We start from the raw sequence: 14058 nt of genomic DNA on the forward strand, positions 1-14058 counted from the left end.
TTTGTGTCGGCTTTTTTTCGTATCTCAAAAATGCAAAAAAATTCTTTGGCGAACGTAATTGTTCCAAATTCCGGTCTATATTTGTATTGATAAGTTTATTATGGAAAGCTTATATAGACGAGGGCGAGGATGTATTCAAATATTTACAAAACAGCCTTAAACACCCTTCCGGATGGTGTCTTGATCACAGACAGTACACGAGCTGTCATTTATTCGAATGCCCGATTTGCACAAATGTGGGGTATTCCGGATCAGATTATCCAAACCAAAGATGACGATCAAATGTTGGACTTTGTTATTGGCCAACTCGAAGATCCCAGCGCGTTTATTTCTGAAGTTAACCGGCTTTATGATTCACTTGAAGATTCACAGGACTTCCTAAAATTCAAAAATGGCAGAACGTTTATGCGTCGCAGCCAACCCTATGAAGACGACAATATGGGGCAAGGAAGAATTTGGGTATTTTCCGATGTCAGCAAACTTTTAGAGTTAGATCAAATCGCGTATGTAGATTCCTTAACGGGGCTACATAACCGAAGGATGCTGGATGAAATGAGCCAAAGCTTGTTTGATCGCTTTCTACAGTCTAAAAAGTCGTCTTGTATTGTTTTGTTCGATTTAGATGGATTTAAAGAGATTAACGATAATTTTGGGCATCAAACGGGTGACAAGCTACTGTGGCTTTTAGCCAAAGCAATAGATGAAACATTGCGATCGAAAGACATTGCTTTTCGTCATGGAGGCGATGAATTTTGTCTTGTGCTGAAAGCAACCGGTGTTGCAAGCGTAGAGGGTGTGATGCAAAGGTTATACACCGCATTTGAACAATTGCAGAAAGAAACGCTAAACCTCCCAAGTCCGATCAGTTTTTCAGGGGGATGCGTTTGTTTTGATGCAAAAGATAACTCCCCAAGAGATGCCTTGGCACGTGCTGATGTGCTGCTTTATCAAGCGAAAAAGCAAGGTAAAGGCAAGATCATTTATGGAGATTGTGTTCGCTGCGCGTCATGATTTTCTTAGAATAATGGTGAAATCTTCTTCCATGTAATCGTCAATCACTTGTACCTCATCGGTTAGTTGACGACATATTGAAATAACATCGCTCAGATTATGGGCTTTGAGTAGCCGATCTTCTCGAAAGTATTCACTGTTTAGCAGATTGAATCCAAACGCCTCGTTGCTGGCTTTATATCCGGCATATATGGCTTTTTGAAGATAATGTTTGTCGCTGCTTTGGTAGTTGAGTGAGCCTGAAGCAATGGCGATATCGTGCTTTGGCAGCTTCATTTGGGAAAAATTACCATGCTGGAAGTGCATGGTGTTACTTGCTTCTAATTTAGCCTGCTTAATAAAGCTTTTATGAAAGTCGACGCCAGTATAGTGCTTTAAGCGTTGCTTTACGTTCAGAAAATGGGCAAGGTCGCCATAACCACATCCCAAGTCTAGAACAGACTTGTTTTGAAAGTCCAATTCGCGTTCAAATACTGTAAACCGCGTAAATTGCGATTGTTCGCTACTCCAACCCAAAATCCTTGCAGGATCGTGATGCCATTGCTTTTCTCGATCTGAGTGATAAAAATAAACATTTAAGCGTTCAAGAAAATTCACGTTTGTCCGGTCTAGTATTGTATGTGAAATGTGTAAACAGGGTTGCAGTACTCAGCCAATCTACGCGAGCCAATGGAGCTAGTGTAGGTTAGGGGTATGCTAACACTCCGATATTCTTAGGGTATAGCTGTTTTTAACCTGTACGGCAACAAGGAAATTTAAGGAAACGAATCGTCAAATGATTGAAATAGAGCCTCTAACACCACACATTGGCGCCAGAATTCATGGCTTAACACTGTCTCAATGCAGTGATGACGAATTTGAAATGCTATATCAAGCATTCTTGCAGCATCAAGTTGTCTTTCTAGAAAACCAAACGTTATCACCAGAGCAGCATTTGAATTTGGCATCACGTTTTGGAGAGTTAGAGCCTGTCCATCCATTCTTCCCAAACGTTGCAAGCCACCACCAAGTGAGCGTGATAGAAACAACGAAAGGCAATGCACCTTTCGAGAGCCTTTGGCATACCGATCTTACATGGAGAAAGCGCCCGTCTAAGTGTTCTTTGCTGCATGCCCAGCATCTTCCACAATGTGGTGGTGATACCATTTGGTGTTCCATGAGCTCGGTATATGAATCATTGAGCTTGGATCTAAGGCAAAAGTTGAAATCGTTTACAGCGACGCATTCCTTGGTAGCTTTTGAAGATATTGATCCTGATCTTGTTGAATTGGATTGGCATAAAGATGTGGTGAAAACCTCAGAAGAGAATCCACCTGTCATTCACCCAGTTGTCGTAACCCACCCTGAAACAGGTAAAGAGACTCTCTACATTAATGAGCAGTTTACACGCTCTATAAATGAACTCGACCGCAGTGAAAGCCAAGCGCTCCTAAATGAATTGTTTTCAGTCGCAAGACAACCTGAGTTTCAGGTGCGATTTAAATGGAGCAATAACGCAATGGCGATTTGGGACAACCGAATTACTCAGCATTATGCTGTGATTGATTATGGTGATACGCCGAGAAAGTTACACCGAGTGACGGTGACTTAACCTTATTGAGTGCTTTGCAATCAAATAAACCAATATAAACACAATTGACAACCTAAAGTATGGATAATTGATCTTGTTTTAATATAACATTCGGCTCCCTTGTCAATTGCTAGCTGATTCATGATTGATTTATCCATACTTCCGGTGTATTTAACAGCGGTTCTCGCCTTACTTTTGATCCCTGGTCCTGACATGTTGCTTATAGCGACCTCAAGTATGAGCTATGGTCGGAAAGTTGGGCTTTTTGCCAGTTTAGGAAATGCAACTTCTGGCTTGATTCTAACGCTTTTAGCGGCAATGGGGGTATCGGCTCTTATTGCGATGAACCCGTTGTCACTATCGGCGCTTAACCTAATTGGCGGGATTTATCTGCTTAAGATGGGTTGGGACTGCGTAAAGTCGAATGTGTCCGAGACACCAGACTTGGATGATCGTAGTAAAATGGCGACTACCTTTTACCAACGCGCTCTCCTCAGTAACTTGTTAAACCCGAAAGCTTTGATGTTTTTTGTACTGTTTTTGCCTCAGTTTGTATCGGGAAAAATAGAAGCCAGTTCTGGTGAGCAAATGATGGCACTCGGATTTCTTCTTAATGTACTTGGGCTCTCTTTTAACCTTGTTCTGGTTGGGCTGGCTGGTACGCTTGGAAAATCTTTAATTGCTAGTAAGAAATTCAGACTCTATCAACATAAAGTCATGGGCGGTGTTTTTGTCTTGCTTGGCATATGGATGCTTGGTCAGCTTCTTTGATATGACTTAGGCATAGGGTTAGCCTGAGAAAATAGGGTGAATTAAAAACAAAAAATGCCGATGAATTCATCGGCAAAGGCAAGATATAACACGTTACAACTTACAGCTAAGGCTACCCATTTTTTGAGGGGACGAAAATGGGCAGCAACAGGAAAAATGCTTATCTAATATCTTCTACAGCGATGTGGTCCATATCGGTGAACGTTTGATTTTCTCCAACCATGCCCCAGATGAACGTATAAGCCTGTGTGCCGACGCCAGAATGGATTGACCAACTCGGTGAAATTACCGCTTGCTCATTATGAACCAGCATGTGACGTGTTTCTTGTGGCTCACCCATAAAGTGGAAAACAGCCGCGTCTTTATCCATGTTGAAATAGAAATACACTTCCATACGACGGTCGTGAGTATGGCACGGCATCGTATTCCACAAACTGTTCTCTTCAAGTTTTGTTAAACCCATGAGTAGCTGACACGTTGGCAGAACATCCGGCACAATGTACTTGTAAATGGTACGTTTGTTACTGGTTGCAGCGTCACCTAGCGTTACTGGAGCCGCTTCTTCTAGCGTGACTTTTTTGTTTGGGTAATGCGTGTGTGCTGGTGCGCAGTTGTAGTAAAACTTGGCTGGGTTCGCAGCATCTGTACTAGAAAAGGTGACTTCTTTTGCGCCTTGCCCAATGTACAACGCTTCTTGGTGGTTAATAGTGTAGCTTTCACCATCAACAACAATCACGCCATCACCACCTACGTTGATTAAGCCCAACTCTCTACGCTGAAGAAAGTAGTCCACACCGATTTGCTCACCTAAAGCCGGATCGAGTGCTACCTCTTGACCGACAGGTTGAACACCGCCAAAAATAATTCTGTCGATGTGGCTGTAGGTCATCGTCAATTGATCCGCTACGAAGATGTTTTCAACCAAAAACTCGTCACGCAACTGCTGTGTTCCTAGTGTTTTCGCGTGTTCACTGTGAATAGCTTGACGTACTTCCATTCTCTACTTCTCTCTTGTTTCAATTGAAAGGAAGGCAATACCTCCCTAGAAGAATGCCACCTTATCACTGACCTATCTGTGAATAAATTTTTGAAACGCTATTTTATAATCACCGTCACATAATTTAACTTGTCTAGTAAAAATAAATGAAACAGCTTTTTAAAAATGTTGTTGGTATGGTTTTTCTTCGTATAATGAGCGAAAAGCAGCCTAAGCTCTGAATGGAAAACCCCCATAACGAAAAAAGGCATTGTATGAATTTTTTTGGGCAAGTTCTGCCAGAATGAAAATGAAGTAGCGAGAGCGAAAATGAACAGTTTGGCTTGGTTAATTCAGAAGTGTTGCCCGTTTATAAAATGGGCGAAGGGAGTCACACTCTCTACACTTAGAGCGGACTTTTGGGCTGGTTTAACGGGTGCCATCATCGTGCTGCCACAGGGCGTCGCTTACGCCATGATCGCTGGGCTTCCACCTGAATATGGGCTTTATACTGCGATTATTCCAGCCATTATTGCCGCGTTATTTGGATCATCTCAACATCTAATCTCAGGTCCTACTGCTGCGCTTTCTGTCATTGTATTCACCACCATTAGTCAGTTTGCTGCACCTGGTAGTGCGCTATATATCCAGTTGGCTATCACGCTCACACTGTGTGCTGGCATCCTTCAGCTGGCGTTTGGGTTACTTCGTTTTGGGGCAGTGGTGAACTTTGTCTCACATTCGGTTGTACTAGGCTTTACCGCCGGTGCGGCTGTGGTCATCAGCGCCAGCCAAATCAAACATCTACTTGGGCTGAACTATGCGTCTGGCACAACTGCGATTGAAAATCTCTCGCTTGGCTTTCAGCACGCCTCTGATTTTCATTTAGCATCTTTGCTTATTGGTTTTGTTACCATTTTAACGTGCGTGGTTTTGAAGGAGCTGTGGTCAAAGCTCCCGCATATGCTTATCGCTATACTCGTCTCCATGGGGTTGGCGTATAGCATGAACAACGCGGGGTTCGAAATTCAGCTGGTGGGTGAGGTGTCATCTGGGCTACCAGTATTTTCTGTCCCAAATTTAAGTAATGTACCCTTCGAATCTATGCTGAGCGGCATTGTGGCAGTTGCGCTGCTGGGGTTGGTAGAAGCCATATCCATTGCTCGCTCGGTTGCACTGAAATCCAAACAGCACATAGACAGCAATCAAGAATTCATTGGGCAGGGGCTATCCAATATTGCAGGATCATTTTTCTCCTGTTACGTGTCGTCGGGTTCGTTTACCAGAAGTGGGGTTAACTTCAGTAGCGGAGCGAAAACGCCACTGGCCGCCGTTTTTGCGGGCCTCTTCCTAGCGGTCATTATGGTCTTTTTTGCTCAATACGCTGCTTATATTCCTATTGCAGGTATGGCAGGCATTCTATTGGTTGTAGCGTTCAACCTCATTGATGTTCCCCATATAGCCGACATCATCCGCCACGACAAAAAAGAAGCGGTTGTTCTGCTGCTTACTTGTATTGCTGCGATGACAATGCACTTGGAACTGTCCATTTATGTTGGCGTTGGAGCATCGTTATTTTTCTACTTACGCCGAACATCACGACCTGTTGTGGACTATCTGGATAATGAAGATCTAGCCATAGATAGAGAAATCTCGGGTTTGGTGCAGGTTGTTCGCATCAACGGTTCCATATTTTTTGGCAGCGTTCAGCATCTCCATAGCGAACTGCAAAGTATTACCGTACCTAACGTGATCATCTTAGGGCGAGGGATTAATTTTATTGACCACCTAGGCGTTAGGATGCTCGCGGAATTTTCTCAATCCTCAGGGAAACAAGTCTTCTTTTGTCGCTTTAAAAATGCACCGCGGGAGCACCTACTTAAAGGGGATAAGGTGTTCAACGAACGGCAGTTTTACCCAAGTCTGACCCGATTAACGTCTGAATTCTCTTCGATTATTGACCAGTCTCATCGAAATACGCAGGTTCACATTTAAATGGAAGCAGTAATGAACGAAATGTTCTCCGAATTTGATGCTACCGAGCATCCGCACCGACGATTTAACCCGCTAACGCAAGAGTGGGTGTTGGTTTCACCCCATCGCGCTAAACGCCCATGGCAAGGTCAGCAGGAAGAACAAGGGCAGGAAAGGCTACCCAGTTATGAGGCTGAGTGTTTTCTTTGTCCGACTAACGTGCGGATAAGTGGTGACAAGAATCCAGATTACGCAGGAACGTTTGTATTTAAAAACGATTTCGCTGCGTTAACACAAGATGTTCCTTTTGCCGACACGTCAAGCGATCCACTGTTTAAATTACAAAGCGCGACGGGCGAGAGCCGAGTGATTTGTTTCTCGCCAGACCACAGCAAAACGCTGCCTGAACTTTCAGTAACAGCGATTGAAAAGATCATTGATACGTGGAACGAGCAGCTTAGAGAGCTAGGTAAAACCTACGCTTGGGTACAAGTTTTTGAGAACAAAGGTGCCACTATGGGGTGCTCTCAGCCACACCCGCATGGTCAAGTTTGGGCGAACAGTTTCATTCCTACTCATGTAGCGAAAAAAGATCGATCACAGCGCGAGTATTTCATTCAGTATGGATCCGTGATGCTTCACGATTATGTTCAGCGCGAACTGATTTCAAAGGAACGCATTGTCGTTGAAACCGAGCATTGGGTAGGTCTGGTGCCTTACTGGGCAGGTTGGCCATTCGAAACCATGTTGTTGCCGAAAGCGATAACCCATTGTCTGACGGCTATTTCTGGAGAACAAAAAGAAGATTTAGCAGTCGCGATAAAAGAGTTAACCAGCCGATACGACAATTTGTTCCAGTGTTCGTTCCCATATTCTATGGGGTGGCACGGCGCGCCAGAACAATCCGAAAACCCTGAACACTGGCAAGTTCACGCGCTCTTTTACCCTCCGCTGTTGCGAAGTGCATCGGTAAGAAAATTCATGGTGGGGTACGAAATGATGGCAGAAAGCCAGCGAGACTTAACGCCGGAACAAGCGGCAGAGAAATTGAGAGCGGTAAGCGCGACGCATTACTTATCCTGAACGGAGACTGCTTAGCGTCGAACCTACGATCTCTAATGTATTTGATAGAGAAACGTTAATAATTTAATCACATATCCGTTATTTATATTTTTTTGCCTAAAAACTCGAATGAAACGTCGTTTCAATATGAAATCTTCCAAATTCATTTGTTTTTATGAATGCATGAGAATCGGATAACTATAAAAATAGGAAGAAGAACATGGTGTTAGATACCTTTAACCTGAAAGGAAAAGTTGCCCTAGTCACTGGCTGTAATACAGGTTTAGGACAAGGTATGGCAGTTGCACTGGCTCAAGCAGGCTGCGATATTGTTGGCGTTAATTATTCCGATCCCGAGAATACTCCAGCATTGGTCGAAGCGACAGGGCAAAAATTCTATTCAATTATTGCCGATCTAAGTAACAGCGGCGTAATTACGCAAGTTGTGGATAAAGCCATTAGTATGGCAGGTCGGATTGATGTACTGGTGAACAACGCCGGTATTATTCGTCGAAATGACGCGATAGATTTCACTGAAGCTGATTGGGATGACGTGATGAACCTGAACATCAAGAGCGTTTTCTTTATGTCGCAAGCCGTTGCCAAACAATTTATAACGCAGGGAGAGGGAGGTAAGATTATCAACATTGCGTCTATGCTTTCTTTCCAAGGGGGGATTCGTGTTCCTTCTTACACGGCTTCAAAAAGTGCGGTAATGGGGGTGACCAAGCTTCTGGCGAATGAATGGGCATCTCAAGGTATTAACGTTAACGCGATTGCACCGGGTTACATGGCAACCAACAACACGGCGGCATTGCGCGCAGACCAAGATAGAAACCAAGAAATCTTGGAACGCATTCCAGCCCAACGCTGGGGGCTTCCAAAAGACTTAGCAGGACCCGCTGTGTTTCTTGCGTCACAGGCTTCTGACTACGTAAACGGTTATACGCTTGCAGTCGATGGTGGCTGGCTAGCGCGATAAAGAAGATATTAGCCAGAGCACTTACGTTCAAAAGAACCTAGGCGCTCTGGCTTTCGTCCGCAATGCATTGAATGCTCATCACGGCGCTCATTTTTTCCCCTTTGGCGAGGCTGACCAGACCCGGCTTTTGAGGAAGATTGAACGCATCAACAGGGTGACTCACGGGTTCTAAACAGAAAAACTCAGCTTCACTGTCTGGAGAATAGATAATCAAGTAGGACAGCAATTCTGTTCCTTTTACGTGAATGGTGAGGTTGTCTTCAGGCTGAGTAATTGATGCCGTCCCTGCCCATTTGAAGTAGGCGTTATTGATCCAATCATTGGGTAAGCTCCTTGGGGAAGCGAAGTTCCAACTCGGATTATCAAACACACAAAGAAGTGTTGTGGGGAGGTGTTGGTGGTCTTCTAGCCACACGCCTTGAGAATCAAATTGAACTTGCGTGTTTTTATGGCGGTAGAACCAAGGGTGAAAACCCAACCCGAAGGGTAACGTAGTATCACTGGTGTTGGTCACGGTCAGTTTGCAATGAAGCGTATTGCCTCCCAACGTGTATTCAAGTTCTGCGTTATACCGAAAAGGTGAACATAACGCCTCAAGCAATTGATAAGTAATATGTGAATCAGACTGATCTTTTATGTTCCACTGAGATTGCCACGCGTTACCATGAATAGGGAATGCCTCGGCATCAACATTTCGTTTCATGCTGTGGCGAACACCATCGTAGCTAAAACCACCCGTCGAAATTCGATTTGAGAAAGGCGCAAGTACATACATTCCCGTGGGGTTAATTTTTCCACTTTGTGGTTGATTGGAATAAAGAAAGGGAACCCACTTGTCGTTCACTTTAACAAACGCCTGAGTAATCGCTGCGCCTTGGTTTGCTAAAAAGCCTAATTTCAGAAATTCGTTTTCCAAGTGCTCCATTAAGACCATCCACCATCTATGCCAATATTTTGCCCCGTCACCATACTAGCGCAGTCGGAACACAAAAAAGCGACCAAATGTGCGACAGATTCAGGATGGATGCGAACTTTTAAACATTGTCTGTCTAATACCCAGTCGCTGTATTCTTGAGCTTTGTGCCCAAATACCCGAGCTTCCGCTTCTGAAACGATTGCCCCAGGGGCGATGGCGTTAACGGTAATGCCGAATTCCCCTAACTCACGAGCAAGGGATTTGGTTAAACCTAACAACGCGCCTTTTGATGCAACATAAGGCACATAGCCTTCAACCTGTCCGTTCAAGGTAATGGACGTGAAATTGATGATTCTTCCCCAACGGTTGGACTTCATATGAGGGACTACGCAGGAGAGCAAAGCAAAAACTGCGGATGAATTAACTCGAATTTGGCTTTCATATTCTTCCAGAGAAAATTCTTCAAACGGACGGTTGATGATCAAAGCCGCATTGTTGATTAGGATATCGACGCCACATTGCTTGGCTATGTAACTAGATACGATTTGCTGGGATTCCTGCAGTTGGCTTAAGTCGCAGGGGATGAGTGTTACATCTGGATTTTCTAAAGGGTGGGCATCGACAAGTTCTGGTAAATCGAGAGCCAATACATGAGCCCCTAATTCTGTGAGCTGCTTGACCTGAGCTTGCCCAAGTGTTCCTAAAGCGCCTGTCAGTAAAACGCGTTTTCCTTGTAATGAAATCATGTTTCCTCCTTACTATCAGTCTTAGCTAGGCAACAGACCCAAGAAAGCTGGGTTATAGCACCGACTGAACTTCGTCTATATTGGTGTCTTCCACTCGTTTATCCAGCACGATTTCCCCACGTGCCATGGCGACAATTCGGTCGCAACAGGCAAACACGTGATGCATGTTATGGCTGATGAAAATACTGGTGATGGATTGGTGTTTGAGCCCAGAGACAAAGTCGATAACCTTATTGGTTTCTTTTACCGAAAGGTGATTGGTGGGTTCGTCCAGAATCATCACTTTGGACTTAAAATGCATGGCTCTGGCAATTGCGACGCCTTGCCTTTGCCCACCGGATAACTCTCCAACCAAGGCATCGGGTGACCTCAAATGCAAATCGACATCGGCAATGGCTTTCACGCTTTCGGTGCGCATTTTCTCCTGATCGAGAATACCAAAGCGCCCAACGGCGAACTTAAGCGGTTCCCGCCCTATGAATATGTTTCTAGCGATGCTCATGGTGGGCACCATGGAGTTGTATTGGTAGATGGTTTCTATACCTTTATCCATCGCATCTTTGGGTTTTCGAAGCGCAAGAGGGCGCTGATCCATATACAATTCGCCTTCATCAGGCACTTGAGTGCCCGATAAGATGTTGATCAACGTCGATTTTCCTGCCCCGTTGTCGCCGACCAAGCCGACGGCTTCATTGGAAAAGATATCCAAGCTCACACCACGTAAAGCGTGGACACCGGAATACCATTTATGGAGGTTTTTGCACTCTAAAATGACGGGCTGCATGTTATAACTCCACCTTCATTGATTTAGCGCGCTTTCGTAACCAAGCGTTGAGTACAACAGCAATAATGGTGAGCAAGCCAATCGCCATTTTGAACCAGTTGGCATCGACTCGGCTGAGCACTAAGCCGTTATCAATCACCCGAATCAACACGGCTCCGACTATTCCGCCCAAAATTGTCCCAATGCCACCCGTAAGTGCGGTTCCGCCAATCACTGCAGCGGCCACGGCTTGCAATTCCATGCCTTCACCGATGGAGGGCAAAGGGGCTCCAAGCCGCATGACTTGTATGCAGCCAGCAAATCCGGCAAGCAGTGAACATAATACAAAACAGGCGATTTTCACTTTAGCTGTAGGAATCCCCATGGATTGCGCCGCAGGAAGAAAACCGCCAGTAGCGCGAATCCAATTCCCTAGATTGGTTCGAGACAGCAGTACGGATACCAATATCGCGATAGCAACGAACCAAAATACCGACATCCTAAAGAAATCGAAGGGACCAACATAATCGGTAAATAGCCATTTAGGCAGAACGCCCAAAGGTAATAAGGGAGGAAAACCACCGGAAATCACAATAGTCAGGGAGCGAACCACAAACAGCATACCCAATGTGGCAATAAAGCTAGGGATATCGAAGCGAATGGTTAGCAAGCCGTTGATCAGCCCAATCACCATTGCCATCACCAATCCGAGTGGAAAAGCCAAGCTGAACGACCAACCTTGCTCTAACAATACCGCCATAAACATCGGCGCAAACGCAAATGTAGAGCCCACGGAGAGGTCAAACTCTCCGCTGATCATTAGCAAGGTAACCCCTATGGCGACCAACCCCATTTCTGGCAGTAATCCCAATATGCCTCTGAGGTTTTCGGTATTGAGAAAGGCACCATTTGATCGAACTTCGAACACGATACCAAGCAGTATGAGAAATACGATCCCAACGAGCTCAGGTTTTTCCATACAGAGCTTTATCAATCTTTTCATTGTGATATCCGGTTAGGTTTATGAGCAGTACTCTGGCGTACTGTTAACGCAACCCTTTACGGGCCAAGTCCCATAGCTTTTCAACATCTTCTTTCACAACCAAGCCTTGTCCGGTATCGATGTCGGTCGGTGACAAGCCGAAGTTTTTCGCAAGGTAAGCTTGCATCACTGGCATGAATCCTTGCATGTAAGGTTGTTGGTCGACCTGTACTTGGATATATCCTGCTTTCATCTGTTGAAGCACTTCTGCCACAATATCAAAGCCACCCATTAGAACTTTGCCTGGGGGAACACCTTTATCGGCAAGTGCTTGAGCAACGTACGCATGCCATAGCCCAGTGTCGAAGTAGACGGTCGTATCTGGATTAGCATTGATGTATGCACCTACGCGTTCCGCCACCACCGCGCCGTCTGTGCCTGTGTCTAACCGAACAATGTTGACCTTACGAGACGGGTTAGCCTCTTTGAATTCGTTTAGGAAGTTAAGTACGCCAGCCCCACGTTGCTCCGACCAATTCTGACCCGGAGCAGATATACCAACAACGGCGTGAATAGGCCCTTTTTCAGGGAAAAACTCCGCCATTTTCTTCGCTAGTGAGTAACCTGCTGGGGCAAAACCTTGACCAATAAAGGCTTGCCTTGCGTTACCACTCGCACCTTCCAAATCGTCCACGTTCGCTGCCATGACGATGGTGCCATTAGCGCGAGCTCGAGCGATGATTTCATCAAACGCGTTGTTATCCACGATAGAGGTGATGAGAACATCCGGCTTCGCGGCTAATGCTGCAATCATGTTGCCCGCTTGCTGATCAATTGCCCCTTCGGTTTGGGTGAAAATCATTTGGCATTTCGCATCAATCTTGCCGCAGGCATCATCAAATCCTTTTTTGACGGCTTGCCAGAATGGGTTAGACGCCGAGGAATGGTGAGTAAACACAATGTCCAATGGCTTTGACCATGCAGCACTTGCGAGTAGTACCGCGCTTAACGCAATCAGTGTTGTTAGTTTCCTCATTGTGTCCTCCTAGTTGACGTTCATTGGGAAACGTTGGGTTACCTTTAGATCAACCGACCTTAAGTAACCTGCTACCGTTTGCTGAATCGGCGTGAAACGGTAAACGCCTTATCGAGATCGGGATTGAGTTCTATCCCCAAACCGGCTCCCTGCGGCACAGCAATGGTGCCGTTATTGACGGCGGGTAACGCCGTGACTAAATCTTGATACCAAGTGTTGTAATACGCCCGCACACTCTCTTGAATAAGGGCATTGGGCGCATTGAGTGAAAGGTGAGTCGAGGCCGTTAGCACAACTGGTCCGGTGCAGTCGTGTGGAGCAATAGGCAAGTGCCAGGTCTCTGCCATGGTGGCAATCTTTTTGGCTTCGGATAAGCCACCACACCAACTGATGTCGAGCATGACGATTCCAGCTACACCCGTTTGCAAATAGTCACGAAATGCGGCGCGTCCCCCGAGCGTTTCAGACGCGCATATTGGTGCCTTTGATGCGCTGGCGTAACGTTTTAAATCGTCGAGATTTTCCATTTTGATAGGGTCTTCATGCCAGTAGGTATCGAACTCTGCCAGTTCTCGGGCGATTTCCATCGCAGGCAATAACTGCCACATGGAATGAAACTCCACCATGATGTCGATTTTGTCGCCCACCGCTTTGCGAATTTTCTCGAACGGGATTAACGCCTGCTTAAGATCGGTTTTGGAGATCGACAGCCCACGATTTTTCTCTGCCGCTATATCAAATGGCCAGATCTTCATGGCGGTGATACCATCATCAAGCAGCGATTCTGCCAGCTCGTCTGCCCTGTGCAGAAATCCATTTAGGTCGTCATATGCATGGCTTTTTCCAGCAAGACCATAGTTTTCAGTTCGTTGCCCTTTGGCTTCTTTCATGTATTCGATACCAGCACAGGTGTTGTAGGTTCGAATTTCATTTCGGGAAAAACCACCAAGAAGCTGGGCGATGGGCTGGCGTGTTAACTTGCCAAACAAGTCCCAAAGGGCAATGTCAAAAGCGGAATTACCGCGCGTTTCGACGCCCGTAGAACGAAAGCCTAAGTAAGTGGAAATAGACTGGTTGAGTCGGTCAATCTGACGAGGATCTTGTCCCAATACCAAGGGCGCTAACGTCTCATGAACATACGCTTCAACTGCTTTTGCGCCGAAAAACGTTTCCCCCAATCCAATAAGCCCAACATCGGTGTGAACCTGAACCCAAAGCAGGTTTGGGTGTTCGGCAACAGTGATGGTTTCCAATTGCGTGATTCTCATG

Annotated in this window: 14 protein-coding genes; 6 read left to right on the plus strand and 8 right to left on the minus strand. The window is 45.6% G+C overall.

Features of this window, described 5'->3' with window-relative positions:
* Positions 1-129: 129 nt before the first annotated feature.
* Complete coding sequence (locus VPNCDNU1_RS06115) at positions 130-1011, plus strand: sensor domain-containing diguanylate cyclase (protein ID WP_104399545.1); 882 nt, start codon at positions 130-132, stop codon at positions 1009-1011.
* Here VPNCDNU1_RS06115 and VPNCDNU1_RS06120 read toward each other — a convergent pair.
* Positions 1006-1608, minus strand: a complete 603-nt coding sequence (locus VPNCDNU1_RS06120) for a class I SAM-dependent methyltransferase (RefSeq protein ID WP_104399546.1) — start codon at positions 1606-1608, stop codon at positions 1006-1008. The genes VPNCDNU1_RS06115 and VPNCDNU1_RS06120 overlap by 6 nt on opposite strands.
* Before the next feature lie 178 nt (positions 1609-1786).
* Here VPNCDNU1_RS06120 and VPNCDNU1_RS06125 point away from each other — a divergent pair, with 178 nt between their 5' ends.
* Together VPNCDNU1_RS06125 and VPNCDNU1_RS06130 are read left to right on the plus strand one after the other, a co-directional pair.
* On the plus strand, positions 1787-2602 hold the full coding sequence (locus tag VPNCDNU1_RS06125; RefSeq protein WP_104399547.1) for a TauD/TfdA dioxygenase family protein: 816 nt from the start codon (positions 1787-1789) through the stop codon (positions 2600-2602).
* A 120-nt stretch (positions 2603-2722) separates the two neighbouring features.
* On the plus strand, positions 2723-3352 hold the full coding sequence (locus VPNCDNU1_RS06130) for a LysE family translocator (RefSeq protein WP_104399548.1): 630 nt from the start codon (positions 2723-2725) through the stop codon (positions 3350-3352).
* Between the two features lie 160 nt (positions 3353-3512).
* Here VPNCDNU1_RS06130 and kduI read toward each other — a convergent pair whose 3' ends face one another.
* On the minus strand, positions 3513-4349 hold the full coding sequence (gene kduI, locus VPNCDNU1_RS06135; protein ID WP_104399549.1) for a 5-dehydro-4-deoxy-D-glucuronate isomerase: 837 nt from the start codon (positions 4347-4349) through the stop codon (positions 3513-3515).
* A 309-nt stretch (positions 4350-4658) separates the two neighbouring features.
* Between kduI and VPNCDNU1_RS06140 the strand changes: the two genes are divergently transcribed.
* The 3 genes from VPNCDNU1_RS06140 to kduD all read left to right on the plus strand — a co-directional run bounded on the left by VPNCDNU1_RS06140 (position 4659) and on the right by kduD (position 8346).
* Positions 4659-6323 carry a SulP family inorganic anion transporter gene (locus tag VPNCDNU1_RS06140; protein ID WP_104399550.1) on the plus strand — a complete coding sequence of 555 codons (1665 nt, stop codon included), beginning with the start codon at positions 4659-4661 and terminating at the stop codon, positions 6321-6323.
* A 21-nt stretch (positions 6324-6344) separates the two neighbouring features.
* On the plus strand, positions 6345-7385 hold the full coding sequence (gene galT / locus VPNCDNU1_RS06145; protein ID WP_104399646.1) for a galactose-1-phosphate uridylyltransferase: 1041 nt from the start codon (positions 6345-6347) through the stop codon (positions 7383-7385).
* A 199-nt stretch (positions 7386-7584) separates the two neighbouring features.
* Complete coding sequence (gene kduD, locus VPNCDNU1_RS06150; RefSeq protein ID WP_104399551.1) at positions 7585-8346, plus strand: 2-dehydro-3-deoxy-D-gluconate 5-dehydrogenase KduD; 762 nt, start codon at positions 7585-7587, stop codon at positions 8344-8346.
* 37 nt (positions 8347-8383) lie between these two features.
* Here kduD and VPNCDNU1_RS06155 read toward each other — a convergent pair whose 3' ends face one another.
* The 6 genes from VPNCDNU1_RS06155 to VPNCDNU1_RS06180 all read right to left on the minus strand — a co-directional run bounded on the left by VPNCDNU1_RS06155 (position 8384) and on the right by VPNCDNU1_RS06180 (position 14057).
* Positions 8384-9262, minus strand: coding sequence for an aldose 1-epimerase (locus VPNCDNU1_RS06155; RefSeq protein WP_167404734.1), 879 nt, complete (start codon positions 9260-9262; stop codon positions 8384-8386).
* 8 nt (positions 9263-9270) lie between these two features.
* Positions 9271-10008, minus strand: coding sequence for an SDR family oxidoreductase (locus tag VPNCDNU1_RS06160; RefSeq protein ID WP_104399553.1), 738 nt, complete (start codon positions 10006-10008; stop codon positions 9271-9273).
* 52 nt (positions 10009-10060) lie between these two features.
* Positions 10061-10792, minus strand: a complete 732-nt coding sequence (locus VPNCDNU1_RS06165; RefSeq protein ID WP_104399554.1) for an ATP-binding cassette domain-containing protein — start codon at positions 10790-10792, stop codon at positions 10061-10063.
* Between the two features lies 1 nt (position 10793).
* Positions 10794-11774, minus strand: coding sequence for an ABC transporter permease (locus VPNCDNU1_RS06170; RefSeq protein WP_104399555.1), 981 nt, complete (start codon positions 11772-11774; stop codon positions 10794-10796).
* Between the two features lie 43 nt (positions 11775-11817).
* On the minus strand, positions 11818-12789 hold the full coding sequence (locus VPNCDNU1_RS06175; protein ID WP_104399556.1) for a sugar ABC transporter substrate-binding protein: 972 nt from the start codon (positions 12787-12789) through the stop codon (positions 11818-11820).
* 71 nt (positions 12790-12860) lie between these two features.
* Positions 12861-14057 carry a mandelate racemase/muconate lactonizing enzyme family protein gene (locus VPNCDNU1_RS06180; protein WP_104399557.1) on the minus strand — a complete coding sequence of 399 codons (1197 nt, stop codon included), beginning with the start codon at positions 14055-14057 and terminating at the stop codon, positions 12861-12863.
* Position 14058 lies beyond the last annotated feature (1 nt).

The sequence above is a fragment of the Vibrio penaeicida genome (assembly GCF_002933855.1).
In the GTDB taxonomy this organism is placed as follows: domain Bacteria; phylum Pseudomonadota; class Gammaproteobacteria; order Enterobacterales; family Vibrionaceae; genus Vibrio; species Vibrio penaeicida_A.

Excerpts from the sequence above, each read along its gene's own strand:
- kduI (WP_104399549.1), bottom strand. The coding sequence starts at position 4,349 with ATGGAAGTACGTCAAGCTATTCACAGTGAACACGCGAAAACACTAGGA.
- VPNCDNU1_RS06140 (WP_104399550.1), top strand. The coding sequence starts at position 4,659 with ATGAACAGTTTGGCTTGGTTAATTCAGAAGTGTTGCCCGTTTATAAAA.
- VPNCDNU1_RS06115 (WP_104399545.1), top strand. The coding sequence starts at position 130 with ATGTATTCAAATATTTACAAAACAGCCTTAAACACCCTTCCGGATGGT.
- VPNCDNU1_RS06165 (WP_104399554.1), bottom strand. The coding sequence starts at position 10,792 with ATGCAGCCCGTCATTTTAGAGTGCAAAAACCTCCATAAATGGTATTCC.
- VPNCDNU1_RS06125 (WP_104399547.1), top strand. The coding sequence starts at position 1,787 with ATGATTGAAATAGAGCCTCTAACACCACACATTGGCGCCAGAATTCAT.
- VPNCDNU1_RS06130 (WP_104399548.1), top strand. The coding sequence starts at position 2,723 with ATGATTGATTTATCCATACTTCCGGTGTATTTAACAGCGGTTCTCGCC.
- VPNCDNU1_RS06160 (WP_104399553.1), bottom strand. The coding sequence starts at position 10,008 with ATGATTTCATTACAAGGAAAACGCGTTTTACTGACAGGCGCTTTAGGA.
- galT (WP_104399646.1), top strand. The coding sequence starts at position 6,345 with ATGTTCTCCGAATTTGATGCTACCGAGCATCCGCACCGACGATTTAAC.
- VPNCDNU1_RS06170 (WP_104399555.1), bottom strand. The coding sequence starts at position 11,774 with ATGAAAAGATTGATAAAGCTCTGTATGGAAAAACCTGAGCTCGTTGGG.
- kduD (WP_104399551.1), top strand. The coding sequence starts at position 7,585 with ATGGTGTTAGATACCTTTAACCTGAAAGGAAAAGTTGCCCTAGTCACT.
- VPNCDNU1_RS06180 (WP_104399557.1), bottom strand. The coding sequence starts at position 14,057 with ATGAGAATCACGCAATTGGAAACCATCACTGTTGCCGAACACCCAAAC.
- VPNCDNU1_RS06175 (WP_104399556.1), bottom strand. The coding sequence starts at position 12,789 with ATGAGGAAACTAACAACACTGATTGCGTTAAGCGCGGTACTACTCGCA.